The 20,271-nt window shown below is 56.9% G+C and carries 17 protein-coding genes and 5 tRNA genes; 15 read left to right on the plus strand and 7 right to left on the minus strand.

Annotated elements, in window-relative coordinates; translation table 11 throughout:
- Positions 1-38: 38 nt before the first annotated feature.
- From ACSVHP_RS12055 to ACSVHP_RS12070, 4 genes are all read right to left on the minus strand, one after another.
- The gene (locus ACSVHP_RS12055; RefSeq protein WP_447552032.1) at positions 39-977 is read right to left on the minus strand and encodes a sugar kinase; all 939 of its coding nucleotides are present in this window, start codon (positions 975-977) and stop codon (positions 39-41) included.
- 3 nt (positions 978-980) lie between these two features.
- Positions 981-1,730: a sugar phosphate isomerase/epimerase family protein gene (locus ACSVHP_RS12060; protein ID WP_447552033.1), complete on the minus strand. Its 750-nt coding sequence runs from the start codon at positions 1,728-1,730 to the stop codon at positions 981-983.
- A gap of 103 nt (positions 1,731-1,833) precedes the next feature.
- Positions 1,834-2,850, minus strand: a complete 1,017-nt coding sequence (locus ACSVHP_RS12065; protein ID WP_234674028.1) for a LacI family DNA-binding transcriptional regulator — start codon at positions 2,848-2,850, stop codon at positions 1,834-1,836.
- Positions 2,851-3,313: 463 nt separating this feature from the next.
- Positions 3,314-3,976 carry an OmpA family lipoprotein gene (locus ACSVHP_RS12070; RefSeq protein ID WP_447552034.1) on the minus strand — a complete coding sequence of 221 codons (663 nt, stop codon included), beginning with the start codon at positions 3,974-3,976 and terminating at the stop codon, positions 3,314-3,316.
- Positions 3,977-4,187: 211 nt separating this feature from the next.
- On the opposite strand from ACSVHP_RS12070, the gene ACSVHP_RS12075 reads away from it, so the two are divergent.
- Positions 4,188-6,467 (plus strand): molybdopterin guanine dinucleotide-containing S/N-oxide reductase, encoded by a 2,280-nt coding sequence (locus ACSVHP_RS12075; protein ID WP_447552042.1) that lies wholly within the window; start codon positions 4,188-4,190, stop codon positions 6,465-6,467.
- On the opposite strand, the gene ACSVHP_RS12080 is transcribed toward ACSVHP_RS12075, so the two are convergent.
- On the minus strand, positions 6,436-6,876 hold the full coding sequence (locus ACSVHP_RS12080; protein WP_234674030.1) for an N-acetyltransferase: 441 nt from the start codon (positions 6,874-6,876) through the stop codon (positions 6,436-6,438). The two genes, ACSVHP_RS12075 and ACSVHP_RS12080, sit on opposite strands and share 32 nt — an antisense overlap.
- Positions 6,854-7,435: a DNA-3-methyladenine glycosylase I gene (gene tag, locus ACSVHP_RS12085; protein WP_234674031.1), complete on the minus strand. Its 582-nt coding sequence runs from the start codon at positions 7,433-7,435 to the stop codon at positions 6,854-6,856. Before tag ends, ACSVHP_RS12080 begins: the two co-directional genes overlap by 23 nt.
- Before the next feature lie 181 nt (positions 7,436-7,616).
- Between tag and ACSVHP_RS12090 the strand changes: the two genes are divergently transcribed.
- The 9 genes from ACSVHP_RS12090 to dppF all read left to right on the plus strand — a co-directional run bounded on the left by ACSVHP_RS12090 (position 7,617) and on the right by dppF (position 18,200).
- Positions 7,617-8,321, plus strand: coding sequence for an autotransporter domain-containing protein (locus ACSVHP_RS12090; protein ID WP_447552035.1), 705 nt, complete (start codon positions 7,617-7,619; stop codon positions 8,319-8,321).
- 236 nt (positions 8,322-8,557) lie between these two features.
- Positions 8,558-9,760, plus strand: coding sequence for an L-lactate MFS transporter (locus ACSVHP_RS12095; protein WP_417314207.1), 1,203 nt, complete (start codon positions 8,558-8,560; stop codon positions 9,758-9,760).
- A 271-nt stretch (positions 9,761-10,031) separates the two neighbouring features.
- Entirely contained in the window at positions 10,032-11,723 is a 1,692-nt protein-coding gene (gene eptB / locus ACSVHP_RS12100; protein WP_447552036.1) for a kdo(2)-lipid A phosphoethanolamine 7''-transferase, read from the plus strand.
- A 91-nt stretch (positions 11,724-11,814) separates the two neighbouring features.
- Positions 11,815-11,891, plus strand: a tRNA-Pro gene (locus ACSVHP_RS12105).
- 622 nt (positions 11,892-12,513) lie between these two features.
- Entirely contained in the window at positions 12,514-14,121 is a 1,608-nt protein-coding gene (gene dppA, locus ACSVHP_RS12110; protein WP_234674035.1) for a dipeptide ABC transporter periplasmic-binding protein DppA, read from the plus strand.
- A 158-nt stretch (positions 14,122-14,279) separates the two neighbouring features.
- A complete protein-coding gene (gene dppB, locus ACSVHP_RS12115) occupies positions 14,280-15,299 on the plus strand; it encodes a dipeptide ABC transporter permease DppB (protein ID WP_234674036.1) in 1,020 nt (339 codons plus the stop codon).
- 9 nt (positions 15,300-15,308) lie between these two features.
- Positions 15,309-16,211, plus strand: coding sequence for a dipeptide ABC transporter permease DppC (dppC, locus tag ACSVHP_RS12120; protein ID WP_234674037.1), 903 nt, complete (start codon positions 15,309-15,311; stop codon positions 16,209-16,211).
- Between the two features lie 10 nt (positions 16,212-16,221).
- Positions 16,222-17,205 carry a dipeptide ABC transporter ATP-binding protein gene (dppD, locus tag ACSVHP_RS12125; protein WP_234674038.1) on the plus strand — a complete coding sequence of 328 codons (984 nt, stop codon included), beginning with the start codon at positions 16,222-16,224 and terminating at the stop codon, positions 17,203-17,205.
- Positions 17,202-18,200: a dipeptide ABC transporter ATP-binding subunit DppF gene (gene dppF / locus ACSVHP_RS12130; RefSeq protein ID WP_417314203.1), complete on the plus strand. Its 999-nt coding sequence runs from the start codon at positions 17,202-17,204 to the stop codon at positions 18,198-18,200. The genes dppD and dppF overlap by 4 nt, the downstream gene beginning before the upstream one ends.
- Before the next feature lie 44 nt (positions 18,201-18,244).
- On the opposite strand, the gene coaA is transcribed toward dppF, so the two are convergent.
- On the minus strand, positions 18,245-19,198 hold the full coding sequence (gene coaA / locus ACSVHP_RS12135; protein ID WP_234674040.1) for a type I pantothenate kinase: 954 nt from the start codon (positions 19,196-19,198) through the stop codon (positions 18,245-18,247).
- A 318-nt stretch (positions 19,199-19,516) separates the two neighbouring features.
- On the opposite strand from coaA, the gene ACSVHP_RS12140 reads away from it, so the two are divergent.
- The 5 genes from ACSVHP_RS12140 to ACSVHP_RS12160 all read left to right on the plus strand — a co-directional run.
- Positions 19,517-19,592 (plus strand) — tRNA-Thr (locus tag ACSVHP_RS12140).
- An 8-nt stretch (positions 19,593-19,600) separates the two neighbouring features.
- Positions 19,601-19,685: transfer RNA gene (locus ACSVHP_RS12145), tRNA-Tyr, on the plus strand.
- A gap of 118 nt (positions 19,686-19,803) precedes the next feature.
- A tRNA-Gly gene (locus tag ACSVHP_RS12150) sits at positions 19,804-19,878 on the plus strand.
- 6 nt (positions 19,879-19,884) lie between these two features.
- Positions 19,885-19,960, plus strand: a tRNA-Thr gene (locus ACSVHP_RS12155).
- A gap of 118 nt (positions 19,961-20,078) precedes the next feature.
- The coding region (locus ACSVHP_RS12160) for a GTP-binding protein (RefSeq protein WP_227513111.1) at positions 20,079-20,271 on the plus strand (193 nt) is incomplete at its 3' end.

A 20,271-nucleotide genomic window follows, 5' to 3' on the forward strand; every position in this document is an offset into this window, starting at 1 on the left:
GGCTTGCCTCTGTTGTGGAGGTGATTACCCCCTCGGATCTATTCGTCGAGCTGCGCGCGAGTGGGTAATCCTTCGCTGTCGCCCTGCACCTGGATTGCCAGCGAGCCAATCCTGTTGCCCCGCGCTACGGCCTGTTGCAGCGTTTTTCCTTCCAGCAGGGCGCTGATCACGCCGACGGCGAATCCATCGCCTGCGCCAACGGTATCGACCACGTTATCGACCTTAACCGCCGCCACCGCGCCCTGCTCGCCGCTGGCGGTTTTAAACCAGGCGCCGTCGGCGCCGGTTTTCAGCACCACGGCTTTAACCCCTTGATTCAGGTAGAAATCGGCAATCCCCTCCGGCGTCTTTTCACCCGTGAGGATCATCCCTTCTTTGACTCCCGGCAGCACCCAGTCGGCCTGAAACGCCAGACGGTTAAGTTTTTCGACCATCTCCGCTTCGCTTTTCCACAGCACCGGGCGCAGATTTGGATCGAACGAGATCGTCTTGCCCTGCGCCTTCATCGCCGAGGCGGCGTGATCCAGTAAATCGTACGAGCTGGCAGACAGCGCGGCGGCGACGCCGCTCAGGTGAATATGTCGCGCAGAGCCGAAGTAGCGGGCGTCAAAATCGTCTACCGAAAGATGGCTTGCGGCAGAGCCTTTGCGGAAATACTCCACGGTGGGATCGGTTCCATTTTCCACCTTAGATTTCAGCTGGAAGCCGGTCGGGAAGCGCCCGTCGAGCGTCACGCCCGCGGCATCTATCCCCTCTTTTTTCAGTGAATCCAGAACGAAATGGCCGAAGCTGTCGTCGCCCACGCGGCTCACCCAGCCCACGTTCAGGCCCAGACGCGCCAGGCCCGTCGCGACGTTCAGCTCTGCGCCCGCCACGCGTTTGATAAAGCTCTCGACCGCGCTCAGCTCGCCCGTTTCGGTAGCAACAAACATCGCCATGGCTTCGCCGATAGTGATTACATCCAGCGTCTTATGCATGATTTACTCCTCGCGCAGCAGGTTGACGTAATGACGGGTGACGGCGGTTAAATCCGCCCCCTCCAGCGGGAATTCGATACCGCGCGGCGCATCGGAAGGCAGCCGATCGAGCAGCGCCAGCCAGCGGGCGTCGGCGTTATCCGGCGCAACGGCACGAAACTGTGCGTTGTACGCGACGGCGGCTTTGACGTGGATATAGCTGACGGCAGGTGCCAGATGACGCGCGGCCTCTTCCGGCGAATCGCCGACCCACAGCCAGTTGCCCATATCAAAGGTCAGCGTGATCGGCAGGGACATCACCCGGCAGGCCGCCTTGAAGCGCTGCATCGGGGCGAGCTGGCCGCAGTCGGTCTGATCGTTTTCCACCACCAGCGCCATGCCGCTTTCATTCAGCAAAGCGCGAAGGGCGTCAAGCGGCTGTTTATCCTGAAAATGACCGAGAGAGACCTTGAGCCACAGGGCGCTGAGGGTGCTGGCTTCCGCCAGATAGCGTGACAGGTCCGGATTGAGCTTGCCGTCTGTGGTAAACAGAGGGGCAGGGGCGGAGTAGCAGGCCAGCAGGCCCAGCAGTTCGATGGATTCGCCCAGCGCGGGCAGCGTCTGTAGCTCCTCGCTGGTGAACAGTTCGCGGCGGATCTCCACCCCGTCGGCACCTGCGGCGGCAATCACGGGCAGCATCGCTCGTTGTCCGCCCGCCTCTCGCACCCGATCCGCGCCGTACGCGGCGGTGACCACCATAATTTTCCTGCTCATTGCCTGACTCCATCGCCTGTATTGATAGTAATACGCTAGATGGTACCGGTTCCAAAGGAAAGGTCAGGATGTTGAATTTATGATCGCTATCACGAAGGGAAAATTAACGGGAGGTTGAGCCGCGAACGATCAGTTCACCGGAGAAAACCTGCTCGCGAACCGCGTCGCTTTCCCCTTCAATGCGCCGAACCACCTGTTCGACAGCGGCATAGCCGATCTGCCAGGTAGGCTGTTTGAGGGTGGTAATGCCCACGCCCGCCAGCTCGGCCCATTCGAGTTCGTCAAAGCCCAGCAGGCCGATATCGCTGCCCCAGTGCAGGCCGATGCGCTTAAGGGATCGGGCAACCTGAAGTGTGAGCGCACCGTTGGCGGAGATCACCGCCTTGCGCATCCCGCGGTGGCGGGTGTGGAACTGGCGCAGGGTATTGTCGATCTGCTCTGACTCGTGGAGCGGGGTTTCGGCGTTTTCGGCGATCACGCCCGGATAGCGCGCCAGGGTCGCGCGGAAGGCGCTCAGGCGATCGCGGCGGGTATTGACCATGCCGAGCGGTTCGCTGAGAAACAGGATCGCCTCGAAGCCTTGTTCAATCAGGTGCTCGGTCGCGGTGGTGGCCGCCTGGGTATTGTCCAGCCCGACCACGTCGCAGGCAAATTCCGGGATTTTTCGGTCGATCAGCACCATCGGCAGGGAAGATTGTTGCAGGCGGTTCAGCCCCTCTTCGCGCATCCCCACGGCGTTAACCACAATGCCTTCCACCTGATAGCTGCGCAGCAGATCGAGGTAATGCAGCTCCTGATCGAGTTCGTTGTTGGTGTTACAAACCAGCGGGGTGAAGCCTTTTTCACGACAGGCGGCCTCGATGCCGCTCAGCACGTTGACGGAGTAGGGATTGGTGATGTCGGCGATAATCAGCCCGATAAGGCGGGTACGGCCATGCTTCAGGCCGCGGGCCATCAGGCTTGGGCGGTAGTCGAGCTCGGCGATAGCCTGTTCAATACGGGCGAGCAGCGCGTCGGAAAGCAGATGTTTCTCGCCGTTGAGATAGCGCGAAATACTGGTTTTACCGGTTTTGGCGGCTTTCGCCACGTCGCTGATGGTGGCCCGTGTGGATTTGCGCATCGCTGATTTCCCTGAATTTGGTGGGAATACCTTAGCGGGAAAATCAACGATGGCAAGGGGATCGTGCGGGGTGATGCCCTCACCCTGACCCTCTCCCACAGGGAGAGGGAAGTGTTCCAGCGGCTATAGTGCTGGCAAATGGCACACTGGTCCGGCTGTAAATCGCCGAAGCGTTTCCGTAAGGCCGGGGCGAGGCGCATGGACGCGCCGAGAGGGCATAGCCTGCATGGATGCAGGCTGGTGCCCGACCCGATAGCCTGAAGGAATAAGCTGAGGGAACCGCGAAGCGGCGATTTTCTTGCCGGGAGCCCGGGTTGTCAGGGCGGTGGCGGTGAACCGCCCTGACACGTTCACAAGTAGTGTGGCGACAGAGAAGCAGGGGACCTAAGGTGAACGGAATGACCACCAGAGCCGTATGTTCCCCTCACCCTAACCCTCTCCCTCAGGGAGAGAGATCAAACGCTTACTGCATCGGACTCAGCGTAATCTCTACGCGACGGTTCTGTGCTTTCCCTTCAGCCGTGCTGTTGCTGGCGATTGGATTTGACGGGCCCATCCCTTTGCTGTTGATGCGGTTCGCCGCGACGCCCTGGGTGATCAGCTCGCTGGAGACCGCATCGGCGCGCTGCTGCGACAGACGGTTGTTGAGATCCAGGCTGCCGGTGTTATCGGTAAAGCCAAACACGTTAACGGCGGTTTTTGGATACTCTTTCAGCACCATCGCCACGCCGGTCAGGGTGTTGGCGCCTGCCGGTTTCAGCGTTGCGCTGCTGGAGTCGAAGGTCACGTTATTGGGCATGTTCAGGATGATATTGTCACCGTTGCGCGTTACGCTCACGCCGGTGCCCTGCATTTTCTCGCGCAGTTTGGATTCCTGCACATCCATGTAATAGCCCGCGCCGCCGCCCAGCGCTGCGCCTGCGGCGGCACCGATCAGCGCGCCTTTACCGCGATCTTTCTTGGACGAGGAGAGTGCGCCAATACCCGCGCCTACCAGCGAGCCGATACCCGCGCCGATGCCGGATTTACCCGCTTCACGTTCGCCGGTGTAAGGGTTGGTTGTGCAGCCTGAAATAGCCAGCGTGCCGCTCACAATAGCGGCAATAACCAGTACGCGTTTTTTCATCTTATTTCCTTAATCCTTTTTATTCTTTGCCACGACGAGTCTGGCGGTTGATTATGACGTCCAGATACGGAGAAAATTCCCGGTATAACTCTGAAATTTGTGTCAAACCATAAACAGCCTCAGTAAGAAGGCCGTCAACCTGCACGCATCCAGGAGCGCACGCTTGAGCACCTCAACGAAAACCATTCTGACCGCCGCCCACTGGGGCCCGATGCTGGTCGAAACCGATGGCGAAAATGTCCTGTCGTCCCGCGGGGCACTGCCAACCCAACATCCCAACTCGCTGCAAACCGTGGTACGCGACCAGGTTCACAGCAAAACGCGCGTGCGCTGGCCGATGGTGCGTAAAGGCTTTCTGGCCTCGCCGGATAAACCGCAGGGGACGCGCGGGCAGGACGAGTTTGTCCGCGTAAGCTGGGACGATGCGCTCGCGCTTATCCATTCTCAGCACAAACGCATCCGTGAAACCTATGGCCCGTCGTCGATTTTTGCAGGCTCTTACGGCTGGCGTTCAAACGGCGTGCTGCACAAAGCCGCCACGCTGTTGCAGCGCTACATGAGCCTTGCCGGGGGCTATACCGGCCATCTGGGGGATTATTCCACCGGCGCGGCGCAGGCCATCATGCCCTACGTGGTGGGTGGAAATGAGGTCTACCAGCAGCAGACCAGCTGGCCGCTGGTGCTGGAACACACCGACGTGGTGGTGCTCTGGAGTGCCAACCCGCTTAATACGCTGAAGATTGCGTGGAACGCCTCCGACGAGCAGGGAGTTTCGTACTTCGACGCGCTGCGTAAAAGCGGCAAACGCATTATCTGCATTGACCCGATGCACTCCGAAACGATGGATTTCTTCGGCGACAGTGCCGAATGGATTGCGCCGCACATGGGCACCGACGTGGCGATGATGCTCGGCATCGCCCACACCCTTATTGAAAACGGCTGGCAGGACGATGCGTTCCTGACGCGCTGCACCAGCGGGTATGAGGTGTTCGCCGACTACGTTACCGGCAAAACCGACGGCGTGCCGAAAACGGCAGCGTGGGCGGCAGGGATTTGCGGCGTAGAGGCCGATAAAATTCGCGAACTGGCGCAATTGTTCCACGAAAACACCACGATGCTGATGTCCGGATGGGGAATGCAGCGCCAGCAGTTTGGCGAGCAGAAGCACTGGATGCTGGTCACGCTCGCCGCCATGCTGGGGCAGATCGGCACGCCGGGCGGCGGTTTTGGTCTTTCTTATCACTTTGCCAACGGCGGCAACCCAACGCGCAGAGCGGCGGTGCTGGCCTCGATGCAGGGCTCGGTGCAGAACGGCACCGATGCGGTGGAGAAGATCCCGGTGGCGCGTATCGTGGAAGCGCTGGAAAATCCCGGCGGTTTTTATCAGCACAACGGTATGGACCGCCACTTCCCGGATATCCGCTTCGTCTGGTGGGCGGGCGGCGCGAACTTCACCCATCATCAGGACACCAACCGCCTGATCCGCGCCTGGCAGAAGCCGGAGCTGGTGGTGATTTCCGAATGCTTCTGGACGGCGGCCGCGAAACACGCGGATATCGTCTTGCCTGCCACCACCTCGTTTGAACGTAACGACCTCACCATGACCGGCGACTACAGCAACCAGCATATGGTGCCGATGAAGCGCGTGGTGGCGCCGCGCGACGAAGCGCGTGACGATCTGGAGGTGTTTGCCGATCTGAGCGAGCTTTGGGAAGCGGGCGGGCGCGAGCGCTTTATGGAAGGTAAAACCGACCTGCAATGGCTGGAAACCTTCTACCAGATTGCCGCACAGCGCGGCGAAGCGCAGGGGGTGACGCTGCCGCCGTTTGCCGACTTCTGGGAGGCGAACGAGATCCTCGAGATGCCGGAAAGCGAGCAGAACGCGCGGTTTGTCCGCTTCGCGGATTTCCGCCGCGATCCGCAAGGCCATCCGCTGAAAACCGAGAGCGGAAAAATCGTCATCCATAGCCAGCGCATCGCCAGCTTTGGCTACGCCGACTGTCCGCCGCATCCGAAATGGCTGGAGCCGGACGAGTGGCACGGCAACGCGCAGCCGCAGCAGCTTCAGGTGCTCTCTGCCCACCCGGCGCATCGTCTGCACAGCCAGCTCAACTACTCCTCTTTACGCGAGTCATATGCGGTGGCCGGGCGCGAGCCGATTACGCTGCACACCGACGATGCGAAAGCGCGGGGCATTGCGGATGGCGACCTGGTGCGGGTCTGGAACGCGCGCGGGCAGGTGCTGGCCGGGGCGGTGGTGAGCGACGGCATCCGGCCTGGCGTGATCTGTATTCACCAGGGGGCATGGCCCGATCTGGAGCCGGGCGAGGGCGGGATCTGTAAAAACGGCGCGGTGAACGTGTTAACCAAAGATCTCCCCAGCTCGAAGCTGGGGAATGGCTGCGCGGGAAATACGGCGCTGGCGTGGGTCGAGAAGTATCAGGGGCCAGAGCTGACGCTTACGGCGTTTGATCCGCCTGCCAGCTCATGATCCACGTCGGGTGTTGGGTATCATCCTGCCAGGCGCTGTCTTCAATGCGAAAGCCCTGCGCGTGGTAGAAATTCACCGCCCGGACGTTTTTCTGGTACACCTCAAGGGTTAGCCAGTCGTAGCGCTGCTGGACAAAATTCAGCAGCGCGCGCCCAATTCCTTTCCCGATGTACGCCGGGGCGACGAACAGCGCGCCGACAAACTGCGACTGCATCACGCTGACAAATCCCCGCAGGCATCCGTTCTCTTCCCAGACCCAGGTTTCGGCGGACGGGAGATACACCTCGCGCACCAGGCTCTCGTTCTCTTTCCAGTATCCCGGATCGATAAACGGATGCGCCTCGGTGGTGCTTTCCAGCCACAGGCTCAGTAACGGCGCGGTGTTCTCACTTTCCCATTTGCGGATCATCAACGCCCCCGGGGTGACAGAAACAGCCTGTGATATGGTCATTCACCAGCCCACAGGCCTGCATAAAGGAGTAACAGATGGTGGTGCCCACAAACTTAAACCCTTTCTTCTTGAGCGCCTTAGAGAGGGCGTCCGACGCGGGCGTGGAGGTGGGGATGTCGGCGAGCGTGGCCGCCTGGGTCACCTTCGGCGTGTTGTCCACGAACGACCAGACGAACGATGAAAAAGGCTCGCCGTTCTGCTCCATCGCCAGATAGGCGCGGGCGTTGCCGATAATCGCCTGGATCTTGCCGCGATGGCGGATAATCCCGGCGTCGAGCACCAGCCGTTCGACATCCTCGTCGGTCATCGCCGCGACCTTCACCGGATCAAACTGATGGAAGGCCGCGCGGTAGTTTTCGCGCTTCTTCAGTACGGTGATCCACGACAGGCCCGCCTGCTGCCCCTCAAGGCAGATCATCTCAAAGAGCTTTTGCCCCTCTCTTTGCGCCACGCCCCACTCGCGATCGTGGTAGTCGATATAAAGCTGATCCTGGCTTACCCAGCCGCAACGTTGCATAGGTTATCTCCCTTATTGATACTGAATCGAAAATTTTCAATCTGTCAGGCTTGACGTGTCTTTCAAAGAGACAATAGTTAATACAGGGTCATAACTCTGCGTCTTCGGGTATATAAGCCCTTAAACCTCTTCCAGACAACGACAAATATCGCCGAATTCGGCTCTTTCTGGAGTCGCTTTGATGATGATAAAAAAAATCAGTGGTCGCCATGCCGTTTTGGGCCTGGTGGGTGTTTCAGCCTGTTTGCTTTTTGATACCGCAGCATTCGCCTGGCAACAGGAATATATCGTTTCAGATGCGCAAAGTAATACGGCAGAACGTTATACATGGGACGCCGATCACCAACCACGTTACGAAGATATTCTCGCGGAGCGGATCAACTCTGCGCAGAATACGGCCGGGTTCGCGCTGAATCTTCCTTCAGATACCTCGTCTGACGTGCCCGGCGGCATGAGCGTCGGCTGGAATTTTCCGCTGTCGGGTCACACTACCACCGGGCCGGTCGTGGCGTGGCGCTATGACGGCAGCGCGCCGAATATGTACAACGAATTTGGCGATACCGCGACCACGCAATCCCTGACCGATCCGCTCTGGCACGCGAGCGTTAGCTCGCTGGGCTGGCGTGTGGATACGCAATACGGCGGCGTGCGCCCCTGGGCGCAGATCAGCTATAACCAGCAGTTTGGTGAAAATCAGTGGAAATCGCAGTCCGGCATGTCCACGTCCCCCGCGCCGATGCAATACGGCAACTGGATGGACGTAACCGTAGGCGCGGATATGCTGCTTTACCCGCGCATGGCGGCCTACGCCTCGTTATCTCAGGCGGACAGCCCTACCACCGGAGAAGACATGCTGTATACCCTCGGCGTCAGCGCCAAATTTTAGGGGTGTCGCTTTTTTCAACGTTGCGATAACATATTTAACACAATGACCACCGGGGTTGCAGCGATAGTGGCTACTAACTTATGGTCGATTTGTTCCCCGGCAAGGTCATTCATTCCTGATTCCAGGCATTTCATTCCGTTTCTCCTGCACTTCATGCCGTTTTCCCCCTTTGCTGTAAGGTTTTGTTTATCGTAGTCCTCAGCGAATTTCTTACTTTCTCTTGCAGGACAACTGCCATGAACACATCAACATACAACCGCACTCGCTGGCTGACCCTTATCGGCACCATCGTGACCCAGTTTGCGCTGGGTTCGGTCTATACCTGGAGCCTGTTTAACAGCGCGCTGTCCGATAAGCTCGATGCTCCGGTCAGCCAGGTCGCGTTTTCGTTCGGCCTGCTGAGCTTAGGGCTGGCGATTTCCTCATCCATCGCGGGCAAATTACAGGAACGTTTTGGCGTTAAGCGCGTCACCATGGCCTCCGGCATTCTGTTAGGCGTCGGCTTCTTCCTGACGGCGCACTCCAGCAACCTGATGATGCTGTGGCTGAGCGCCGGGGTGCTGGTGGGGCTGGCAGACGGCGCGGGCTACCTGTTAACCCTGTCGAACTGCGTGAAATGGTTCCCGGAGCGTAAGGGGCTGATTTCGGCATTTGCCATCGGCTCTTACGGCTTGGGCAGTCTCGGCTTTAAATTCATCGACTCCCACCTGCTGGCGTCCGTTGGCCTTGAAAAAACCTTCATGATCTGGGGCGCCATCGTGCTGGTGATGATCCTGTTTGGTGCGACGCTGATGAAAGATGCGCCGCAGCAGGAGGTGAAATCGGTTAACGGCGTGATGGAAAATGACTTCACCCTGGCGCAGTCCATGCGTAAACCGCAGTACTGGATGCTGGCGGTAATGTTCCTGACGGCCTGCATGAGCGGTCTGTATGTGATTGGCGTAGCGAAAGATATCGCGCAGGGGATGGTGAAACTGGATGCGATGACGGCGGCTAACGCGGTGACCGTGATCTCTATCGCCAACCTGTCCGGCCGTCTGGTGCTGGGGATCCTCTCCGATAAAATCGCCCGTATCCGCGTCATTACGCTGGGGCAGGTGGTATCGCTGGTGGGGATGGCCGCGCTGCTCTTTGCGCCGCTGAACGAAGCAACCTTCTTCGCCGCGATTGCCTGCGTGGCCTTCAACTTCGGCGGTACGATCACCGTCTTCCCGTCGCTGGTCAGCGAATTCTTCGGCCTGAACAACCTGGCGAAAAACTACGGCGTTATCTATTTAGGCTTCGGTATCGGCAGTATTTGCGGCTCGCTGATTGCCTCTCTGTTTGGCGGATTCTACGTGACCTTCTGCGTCATATTCGCCCTGCTGATAATTTCCCTGGCGCTGTCCACGACCATTCGCCAGCCGCAGCGCGAAGTGTTCAACGAGGCGCACGCATAATCCCTTTCTCCTGTATGCAGAAAAGGCCGGATGTCCGGCCTTTTTTATGTCTGTCAAACAGCGATTTAGTTGAAAATGTACGCATCAGGAATTGATTTTTTGTAAATAACTGTTCCGATCACATTCTCTGCTGCCACTTTTTTGCTTCCCTGTGGTCTACTGACCACGCTTGTAGACGTTTCTTAGAACGATTCCCTGAGCGAATATTTAATCTGTCCACCTCTTCTCCAGAGGTAGGCGGTGTTACCGTCCCTTTGTCCGGGTAGCTTGCATGAAATACATTAAATCGATGGCGCAACAAAAGCTCTGCTTTTTGCTGGCGTTGTACATCGGCCTGTTTATGAATGGCGCAGTTTTTTTCCGTCGGTTTGACGGTTACGCGCAGGATTTTACCGTCTGGAAAGGAATTGCAGCGGTTGTCGAACTGGTCGCTGCAGTACTGGTCACCTTCTTCTTGTTCCGTATTCTTTCTTTGTTTGGCCGCCGCGTATGGCGAGTGCTGGCGACCCTGGTCGTGCTGTTCTCGGCTGGCGCCAGCTATTACATGACCTTTATGAACGTGGTTATCGGCTACGGCATTATTGCCTCGGTGATGACCACGGATATCGATCTCTCGAAAGAGGTCGTTGGCCTGCACTTTATTCTCTGGCTGGTGGCGGTAAGCGCGCTGCCGCTGCTGCTCATCTGGAGTAACCGCTGCCGCTATACGCTGGTGCATCAGATCCGCACGCCGGGTAAACGTTTCAGAAGCGTAGCGGTGGTGCTGGTTGCCGGGCTGCTGGTATGGGGGCCGATTCGCCTGCTGGACGTGAAGCAAAAGTATGACGAGCGCACCTCCGGCGTGGATATGCCGAGCTACGGCGGCGTGGTGGCGAACTCCTATCTGCCTTCCAACTGGATTTCCGCGCTGGGCCTCTACGCCTGGGCGCAGGTGGATGAGTCGTCAGATAACAAATCGCTGATGAATCCGGCGAAGAAATTTACCTATGTCGCCCCGAAAGATATCGATGATACCTACGTCGTCTTTATTATCGGTGAAACCACCCGCTGGGATCACATGGGGATTCTGGGCTATGACCGAGACACCACGCCGAAGCTGGCGCAGGAGAAAAACCTGATCGCCTATCGCGGCTACTCCTGCGATACGGCAACCAAGCTCTCGTTGCGCTGTATGTTCGTGCGTGAGGGCGGGGCGAGCGATAACCCGCAGCGTACCCTGAAAGAGCAGAACGTCTTCTCGGTGCTGCATCAGCTCGGGTTTAGCTCTGACCTCTATGCGATGCAAAGCGAAATGTGGTTCTACAGCAATACCATGGCTCAGAACATCGCCTACCGTGAGCAAATCGGTGCGGAGCCGCGCAACCGCGGCAAATCGGTTGATGACATGCTGCTGATCGACGAGATGAAAGTCTCCCTGAACGGAAATCCGGACGGGAAGCACCTGATCATCCTGCACACCAAAGGGTCGCACTTTAACTATACGCAGCGTTACCCGCGCAGCTTCGCGAAGTGGACGCCAGAGTGCGTGGGTGTAGACAAAGACTGTACTAAAGAGGAGTTAGTTAACTCCTTCGATAACTCGGTGACCTACGTTGACCACTTTATTGACAGCGTGATTGACCAGGTGCGCGATAAGAAAGCGATCGTGTTTTACGCGTCCGACCACGGTGAGTCGATCAACGAGTTCGAGCACCTGCACGGTACGCCGCGCAAGATGGCGCCGCCAGAGCAGTTCCGCGTGCCGATGATGGTGTGGATGTCTGACAAGTATCTGGCCGAGCCTGACAAGGCGCAGATGTTTGCCCATCTGAAGAAAGAGGCCGACATGAAGGTGCCGCGCCGCCACGTTGAGCTGTACGACACCATTTTAGGCTGCCTGGGTTATACCTCACCGGACGGTGGGATTAACGAAAACAACAACTGGTGTAAGCTCCCTGACAGCCCCGCCAAAGCCGCGCAGTAGGGCGTATGGCGAGTTTCTCACCAGTTGAATGGCTTTTTTAATTTAAGGGATTGACGGGGGCGCACCTCAGCAGTAAGATGCGCTCCGCATTCGGCGAGTAGCGCAGCTTGGTAGCGCAACTGGTTTGGGACCAGTGGGTCGGAGGTTCGAATCCTCTCTCGCCGACCACATTCGATAAAAAGGGCTAACCGCAAGGTTAGCCCTTTTTGCATTATGGCGTTAGCCAGCCTGATTAACCAAAATGCCCCTTTGCCCCGTTTCACCCTGCCTGTTAACGCTTTTGTGACATTATCCATTGTATTTTTTTATATATGGTTTGATCTTTTTTCGCGTTGCTTATGGTTAACCTCAGCATTTTTCGCTGTGCGTTTTAACGTTCGTGGAATTTAGTGCTCAGATTATCACCATTAATTAAGAAAATTCACCCAATCTGAATAAAAGTTAATCACTGGATGTTGCAAAATATTAAGAGAATTGTGCTGCAACATGGCGAGTAGCATAAATTTCCCTGCTGAAAACTGGCGCCCTGAGTTTTTTTAATCTTTGTTTGCTGTTTCTCACACTCCACGTAAATCCCCGTCACCTGTATTGACGTTTTCACATTCTGTTGACAGATTGTAGGGCACGAGGGGCATTTCAGGGAGGATCTGCGCTGCAACTCAAACGCTCTTCTGAAAGGATTCTCCATCCCTTTAACGCCTTCGGGCAGCTCCGACCGGACCGGGTAAAAAATAAATAAAGGTCAGGCGGCGTAACACAACAAAGCAAAACATCACATTGGAGCAGAATAATGAGTATTTCCTTGAAGAAGTCAGGGATGCTGAAGCTTGGTCTGAGCCTGGTGGCCATGACCGTCGCAGCAAGCGTACAGGCAAAAACCCTGGTTTACTGTTCTGAAGGCTCGCCGGAAGGCTTTAACCCACAGCTCTTTACCTCTGGTACGACTTACGACGCCAGCTCTGTACCTATCTATAACCGTCTGGTTGAATTCAAAACCGGCACCACGGAAGTGATTCCGGGTCTGGCTGAGAAATGGGACGTCAGCGAAGACGGCAAAACCTATACCTTCCACCTGCGCCAGGGCGTGAAGTGGCAGGACAGCAAAGAGTTCAAACCAACGCGCGACTTCAACGCCGATGACGTGGTGTTCTCTTTCGATCGTCAGAAAAACGCCCAGAACCCGTACCACAAAGTCTCCGGCGGCAGCTATGAATACTTCGAAGGGATGGGTCTGCCGGATCTGATCTCAGAAGTGAAAAAAGTAGACGATAAAACCGTCCAGTTCGTGCTGACTCGCCCGGAAGCGCCGTTCCTGGCCGATCTGGCAATGGACTTCGCCTCTATTCTGTCTAAAGAGTACGCGGACAACATGCTGAAAGCCGGCACCCCGGAAAAAGTTGACCTGAACCCAATCGGTACCGGTCCATTCCAGCTGCTGCAATACCAGAAAGATTCCCGCATTTTGTACAAAGCCTTTGAAGGCTACTGGGGCACCAAGCCGCAGATCGACCGTCTGGTCTTCTCCATCACCCCGGACGCGTCAGTACGTTATGCCAAGCTGCAAAAAAACGAGTGCCAGGTTATGCCGTACCCGAACCCGGCTGACATTGCACGCATGAAGCAGGACAAAAACATCAACCTGCTGGAGCAGGCGGGCCTGAACGTGGGCTATCTCTCCTTCAACACCGAGAAGAAACCGTTTGATGACGTGAAAGTGCGTCAGGCGCTGACCTACGCGGTGAACAAAGAAGCGATCATCAAAGCGGTTTATCAGGGCGCGGGCGTTGCGGCCAAGAACCTGATCCCACCAACCATGTGGGGCTACAACGATGACGTGAAAGACTACACCTACGATCCTGAGAAGGCGAAAGCGCTGCTGAAAGAAGCGGGCCAGGATAAAGGCTTCACCGTTGAGCTGTGGGCGATGCCTGTTCAGCGTCCGTACAACCCGAACGCACGCCGTATGGCGGAAATGGTTCAGGCTGACTGGGCGAAGATCGGCGTTCAGGCCAAGATTGTGACCTACGAGTGGGGCGAATATCTGAAGCGCGCCAAAGCGGGTGAGCACCAGGCTGTGATGATGGGCTGGACCGGTGACAACGGGGATCCGGACAACTTCTTCGCGACCCTGTTCAGCTGCGCGGCGGCGAAAGACGGTTCTAACTACTCTCGCTGGTGCTACAAGCCGTTCGAAGACCTGATCCAGCCGGCGCGTGCGACCGACGATCACAACAAACGTATCGAACTGTACAAGCAGGCTCAGGTTGTTATGCACGATCAGGCTCCGGCGCTGATTGTTGCTCACTCCACCGTGTACGAGCCAGTGCGTAAAGAAGTTAAAGGCTACGTGGTTGATCCACTGGGCAAACACCACTTCGAAAACGTGTCTGTTGAATAATAAGTAGGGTGTTCTCCCTCTCCCTTTGGGAGAGGGCAGGGGTGAGGGGAAGCCTGTTCGACCCTCACCCTAACCCTCTCCCAGAGAGAGGGAATTTACATTTGTGAGCAATACAGACGTCACGCCTTTGTCGTGCGTCATCAGAGAGAATCCGGGTTATGTTGCAGTTCATCCTCCGACGTCTGGGGCTTGTTATCCCCACGTTTATCGGTATCACCCTTCTCACTTTTGCCTTTGTCCATATGATCCCCGGCGACCCGGTAATGATTATGGCGGGCGAGCGTGGTATCTCCCCTGAACGCCATGCACAGCTGCTGGCGGAGCTTGGCCTGAACAAGCCGCTGTGGCAGCAATACCTCAACTATATCTGGGGCGTGTTGCACGGTGATTTGGGTATTTCGCTGAAAAGCCGTCTTCCGGTGTGGGACGAGTTCGTGCCGCGCTTTAAAGCGACGCTTGAACTGGGCGTCTGCGCCATGATTTTTGCCACTGCGGTGGGTATTCCTGTTGGGGTACTGGCTGCCGTGAAGCGTGGCTCCATCTTCGACCATACCGCCGTTGGCCTGGCGCTGACCGGCTACTCCATGCCTATCTTCTGGTGGGGCATGATGCTGATCATGCTGGTCTCGGTGCAGTGGAACCTGACGCCGGTCTCGGGGCGCGTCAGCGACATGGTGTTCCTTGATGACTCCAATCCGCTGACCGGCTTTATGCTGATCGACACCGCAATCTGGGGCGAACAGGGCAACTTTATTGATGCCGTGGCCCACATGATCCTCCCGGCGATGGTGCTCGGGACTATCCCGCTGGCGGTTATCGTGCGTATGACCCGCTCCTCCATGCTGGAAGTGCTGGGGGAAGACTACATCCGTACCGCGCGCGCCAAGGGGCTGACCCGTATGCGCGTGATCATCGTTCATGCCCTGCGTAACGCCATGCTGCCGGTGGTCACCGTTATCGGTCTCCAGGTGGGCACGCTGCTGGCGGGGGCGATCCTGACCGAAACCATCTTCTCCTGGCCGGGGCTTGGACGTTGGCTGATTGACGCGCTGCAACGCCGTGATTACCCGGTTGTGCAGGGCGGCGTGCTGCTGGTGGCGACGATGATTATTCTCGTCAACCTGCTGGTCGATCTGCTGTACGGCGTGGTGAACCCGCGTATTCGTCATAAGAAGTAAGGGGCCATCATGTCACACGTTTCTGAAAACAAAGCTGTCGCTGCACCGGTTCCAATGACGCCGTTGCAGGAGTTCTGGCACTACTTCAAACGCAACAAAGGCGCAGTAGTAGGGCTGGTGTATGTCACCATCATGATCCTGATTGCGGTGTTTGCGAACTTCCTCGCACCGTACAACCCGGCGGACCAGTTCCGCGACGTGCTGCTCGCGCCACCGGCCTGGCAGGACGGCGGTAGCCTGGCGCATCTGTTAGGTACCGACGATGTGGGCCGCGACGTGCTGTCGCGTCTGATGTACGGCGCGCGTCTGTCGCTGCTGGTCGGCTGCCTTGTGGTGGTGCTGTCGCTGGTCATGGGCGTAGTCCTGGGTCTGGTTGCCGGTTACTTCGGCGGCATCGTTGATAACATCATCATGCGTATCGTCGACATCATGCTGGCGCTGCCAAGCCTGCTGCTGGCGCTGGTGCTGGTGGCTATCTTCGGTCCGTCAATCGGTAACGCCGCGCTGGCGCTAACGTTCGTGGCGCTCCCTCACTACGTGCGTTTAACCCGCGCGGCGGTGCTGGTGGAGGTCAACCGCGACTACGTCACCGCTTCCCGCGTGGCGGGTGCCGGTGCGATGCGCCAGATGTTCGTAAACATTTTCCCAAACTGCCTTGCGCCGCTGATCGTTCAGGCGTCGCTCGGTTTCTCTAACGCCATTCTCGATATGGCCGCTCTTGGCTTCCTCGGCATGGGTGCGCAGCCGCCAACACCAGAGTGGGGCACCATGCTCTCCGACGTGTTGCAGTTCGCACAAAGCGCGTGGTGGGTCGTCACCTTCCCTGGTCTGGCGATTCTGCTGACGGTGCTGGCATTTAACCTGATGGGTGATGGTCTGCGTGATGCACTTGATCCCAAACTGAAGCAGTAAGAGGCAAGAGATGGCGTTATTAAATGTAGATAAATTATCGGTGCACTTCGGCGACGAAGGCACACCGTTTCGCGCCGTGGACCGCATCAGCTACAGCGTAAATCAGGGCGAAGTGGTCGGCATCGTTGGGGAATCCGGTTCCGGTAAGTCCGTCAGCTCGCTGGCGATTATGGGGCTGATTGATTATCCGGGCCGCGTAATGGCCGAAAGCCTGGAGTTTAACGGACAGGATCTGAAGCGCATTTCCGAAAAACAGCGCCGCCAGCTGGTGGGCGCGGAAGTGGCGATGATTTTCCAGGATCCGATGACCAGCCTGAACCCGTGCTACACCGTCGGTTTCCAGATTATGGAAGCGATTAAGGTGCATCAGGGCGGCAATAAGAAAACCCGTCGTCAGCGTGCCATCGACCTGCTCACCCAGGTAGGTATCCCTGACCCGGCATCGCGCCTGGACGTTTATCCGCATCAGCTCTCCGGTGGGATGAGCCAGCGCGTGATGATCGCAATGGCGATCGCCTGTCGGCCAAAACTGCTGATCGCGGATGAACCGACAACCGCGCTGGATGTCACCATTCAGGCGCAAATCATCGAACTGCTGCTGGAGTTACAGCAGAAAGAGAACATGGCGCTGGTGCTGATTACGCACGACCTGGCACTGGTGGCTGAAGCGGCACACAAAATCATCGTGATGTACGCGGGGCAGGTGGTCGAGACCGGCAGTTCGCACGATATCTTCCGCGCGCCGCGTCATCCGTACACCCAGGCGCTGCTGCGCGCCCTGCCGGAGTTTGCTCAGGATAAAGCGCGTCTGGCTTCGCTGCCGGGCGTGGTGCCGGGCAAATATGACCGTCCGCAGGGCTGTCTGCTCAACCCGCGCTGCCCGTACGCAACGGACAAATGCCGTGTCGATGAGCCCGAGCTGAACCTGTTAGCTGACGGTCGTCAGTCGAAATGCCACTACCCACTCGATGATGCCGGGAGGCCAACACTATGAGTACGCAACAACTGCTGTTGCAGGCCATCGACCTGAAAAAACACTATCCGGTGAAGAAGGGGCTGTTTGCGCCTGAACGCCTGGTCAAAGCGCTGGACGGCGTTTCCTTTACCCTCGAGCGCGGTAAAACCCTGGCGGTGGTCGGCGAGTCCGGCTGCGGCAAATCGACCCTGGGCCGCCTGCTGACGATGATCGAAACGCCTACCGGCGGTGAGCTTTATTATCAGGGGCAGGATCTGCTCAAGCACGATCCGCAGGCGCAGAAGCTGCGTCGCCAGAAAATTCAGATCGTGTTCCAGAACCCGTACGGCTCCCTGAACCCGCGTAAGAAAGTGGGGCAGATTCTGGAAGAGCCGCTGCTGATTAACAGCAATCTGAGCAAAGAGCAGCGCCGTGAAAAAGCGCTGGCGATGATGGCGAAAGTGGGCCTGAAAACCGAGCACTACGACCGCTATCCGCACATGTTCTCCGGCGGCCAGCGTCAGCGTATCGCTATCGCCCGTGGGCTGATGCTCGACCCGGACGTGGTGATCGCCGATGAACCCGTTTCCGCGCTCGACGTGTCCGTACGTGCGCAGGTGCTGAACCTGATGATGGATCTCCAGCAGGATCTGGGGCTGTCCTACGTGTTCATTTCGCACGACCTGTCGGTGGTTGAACATATCGCCGATGAAGTGATGGTGATGTACTTAGGGCGCTGCGTGGAGAAGGGGACCAAAGACCAGATCTTTAATAATCCTCGTCACCCGTACACCCAGGCGCTGCTGTCTGCGACGCCGCGCCTGAACCCGGACGACCGTCGCGAACGCATCAAGCTGACCGGCGAGCTGCCAAGCCCGCTGAATCCGCCTCCGGGATGCGCGTTTAACGCCCGCTGCCGTCGTCGCTTTGGCCCTTGCACGCAGTTGCAGCCACAGCTAAAAGACTACAACGGTCAGCTGGTGGCCTGCTTTGCGGTGGACCAGGACGAGAACGGCGAAAAACCGCTGTCGTAAGACGAAAAAAAACCGGCGATATCGCCGGTTTTTTTATCTCTGCGTTATGACTTCCGCAAACGTATCTGGTCGACCGCGTGTTTCTCACTTTTGGTGAGGATCAGGCTGGCACGCTCGCGCGTCGGCAGGATGTTCTCTTTCAGGTTCACGTAGTTGATCTCATTCCACAGCCCCGTCGCCACCTTAATGGCCTCTTCTTTCGAGAGCTGAGCATAGTTATGGAAGTAAGAGTCAGGATCGGTGAACGCCCCTTCGCGGAACTTCAGGAAGCGGTTGATGTACCAGCTTTGCAGCAGGTCTTCCGGCGCATCGACATAAATAGAGAAATCGACGAAGTCAGACACAAACACATGATGCGGATCGTGCGGGTAGTCCATGCCGCTTTGCAGCACGTTCAACCCTTCCAGAATCAGAATGTCTGGCTGGACAACGGTTTTATCACCGTCCGGGATGCGGTCGTAAATCAGATGCGAATAGACCGGCGCAGTCACGTTTGGCGCACCCGATTTCAAATCGGAAACGAATTTAACCAGACGATGCATATCATAGGAGAGCGGGAAACCCTTCTTCTTCATCAGGCCGCGTTCTTTTAACACCTCATTAGGGTGCAAAAAGCCGTCGGTGGTAATCAGCTCAACGCTGCGGTGCTCTGGCCAGCGGCTCAGCAGCGCCTGCAATACGCGCGCGGTGGTACTTTTGCCAACGGCGACGCTTCCGGCAATGCTGATGATATAAGGTATACGTTGCCCGTTCGTGCCGAGAAACTGCTCCAGTACCGCCTGGCGGCGCAGGTTAGAACTAATATAGAAGTTAAGCAGGCGAGACAGAGGTAAATAGATCTCTGCCACCTCTTCCAGCGACAAATCTTCGTTTATCCCTTTCAACCGTGCGATTTCACCTTCCGTCAGCGTCATCGGGACGGAATCGCGCAGGGCAGCCCACTGGCTACGGTTAAACTGGAGATAAGGCGTCATTAACGTTTGCTCTTTTTTGCTCATAAGCACGTTTTCGTGAACCACGGACGAAACTGCCGCGTCATGGCCCATCACATAGTTAATTTTGGACAATGGGCAGGAGGTTAACACCAGATGACAGGAATAATAAGAAAAAATATGGGGGCCGCTGCGTTACGCGAAAGCCGTCACGATACGTGATATTGGGGGTAAATTGCCTTCTGGCGATGGATTTTTAACCGTGAGTGGGTGATTTTACAGCGCTTATGCCTTCTTTCGCATAAAATGTGAGCGAAAGAACGTTTTATGCAATTTTTTAGTTGCATGACTGCGCATGTCTCCATAGAATGCGCGCTACTTGATGCCGACTTAGCTCAGTAGGTAGAGCAACTGACTTGTAATCAGTAGGTCACCAGTTCGATTCCGGTAGTCGGCACCATCAAGTCCGGTGGGGTTCCCGAGCGGCCAAAGGGAGCAGACTGTAAATCTGCCGTCACAGACTTCGAAGGTTCGAATCCTTCCCCCACCACCACTTTCTGGCAGCGTAAATGCCGCCGGAGCTGGTTAAAAAAATTTAATCAGCTCGAACATGAAAAGAGAGAAATCTCTTTTTTTGTTACAGAAAGAACTGGGTAGCCGAGTTTCAGGATGCGGGCATCGTATAATGGCTATTACCTCAGCCTTCCAAGCTGATGATGCGGGTTCGATTCCCGCTGCCCGCTCCAATACGTGCTGATATGGCTCAGTTGGTAGAGCGCACCCTTGGTAAGGGTGAGGTCCCCAGTTCGACTCTGGGTATCAGCACCACTTCACTTCTCCCTCCCGTTTCTCTCTGTTTCAATTTAAATGTATTCAACAGTTCAGGCATTTCGCCTGGTTGATGTGGTGATATCACCGATTTATCCGTGTCTTAGAGGGACAATCGATGTCTAAAGAAAAGTTTGAACGTACAAAACCGCACGTTAACGTCGGTACTATCGGCCACGTTGACCATGGTAAAACAACGCTGACCGCTGCAATCACTACCGTTCTGGCAAAAACCTACGGTGGTTCTGCTCGTGCATTCGACCAGATCGATAACGCACCAGAAGAAAAAGCTCGTGGTATCACCATCAACA

The organism is Enterobacter sp. 186315, assembly GCF_053290175.1.

Excerpts from the sequence above, each read along its gene's own strand:
- ACSVHP_RS12070 (WP_447552034.1), bottom strand. The coding sequence starts at position 3,976 with ATGAAAAAACGCGTACTGGTTATTGCCGCTATTGTGAGCGGCACGCTG.
- dppD (WP_234674038.1), top strand. The coding sequence starts at position 16,222 with ATGGCGTTATTAAATGTAGATAAATTATCGGTGCACTTCGGCGACGAA.
- dppF (WP_417314203.1), top strand. The coding sequence starts at position 17,202 with ATGAGTACGCAACAACTGCTGTTGCAGGCCATCGACCTGAAAAAACAC.
- ACSVHP_RS12075 (WP_447552042.1), top strand. The coding sequence starts at position 4,188 with ATGCTGGTCGAAACCGATGGCGAAAATGTCCTGTCGTCCCGCGGGGCA.
- ACSVHP_RS12060 (WP_447552033.1), bottom strand. The coding sequence starts at position 1,730 with ATGAGCAGGAAAATTATGGTGGTCACCGCCGCGTACGGCGCGGATCGG.
- eptB (WP_447552036.1), top strand. The coding sequence starts at position 10,032 with ATGAAATACATTAAATCGATGGCGCAACAAAAGCTCTGCTTTTTGCTG.
- tag (WP_234674031.1), bottom strand. The coding sequence starts at position 7,435 with ATGCAACGTTGCGGCTGGGTAAGCCAGGATCAGCTTTATATCGACTAC.
- ACSVHP_RS12055 (WP_447552032.1), bottom strand. The coding sequence starts at position 977 with ATGCATAAGACGCTGGATGTAATCACTATCGGCGAAGCCATGGCGATG.
- ACSVHP_RS12090 (WP_447552035.1), top strand. The coding sequence starts at position 7,617 with ATGATGATAAAAAAAATCAGTGGTCGCCATGCCGTTTTGGGCCTGGTG.
- ACSVHP_RS12065 (WP_234674028.1), bottom strand. The coding sequence starts at position 2,850 with ATGCGCAAATCCACACGGGCCACCATCAGCGACGTGGCGAAAGCCGCC.
- ACSVHP_RS12095 (WP_417314207.1), top strand. The coding sequence starts at position 8,558 with ATGAACACATCAACATACAACCGCACTCGCTGGCTGACCCTTATCGGC.
- coaA (WP_234674040.1), bottom strand. The coding sequence starts at position 19,198 with ATGAGCAAAAAAGAGCAAACGTTAATGACGCCTTATCTCCAGTTTAAC.
- dppB (WP_234674036.1), top strand. The coding sequence starts at position 14,280 with ATGTTGCAGTTCATCCTCCGACGTCTGGGGCTTGTTATCCCCACGTTT.
- dppA (WP_234674035.1), top strand. The coding sequence starts at position 12,514 with ATGAGTATTTCCTTGAAGAAGTCAGGGATGCTGAAGCTTGGTCTGAGC.
- ACSVHP_RS12080 (WP_234674030.1), bottom strand. The coding sequence starts at position 6,876 with ATGATCCGCAAATGGGAAAGTGAGAACACCGCGCCGTTACTGAGCCTG.
- dppC (WP_234674037.1), top strand. The coding sequence starts at position 15,309 with ATGTCACACGTTTCTGAAAACAAAGCTGTCGCTGCACCGGTTCCAATG.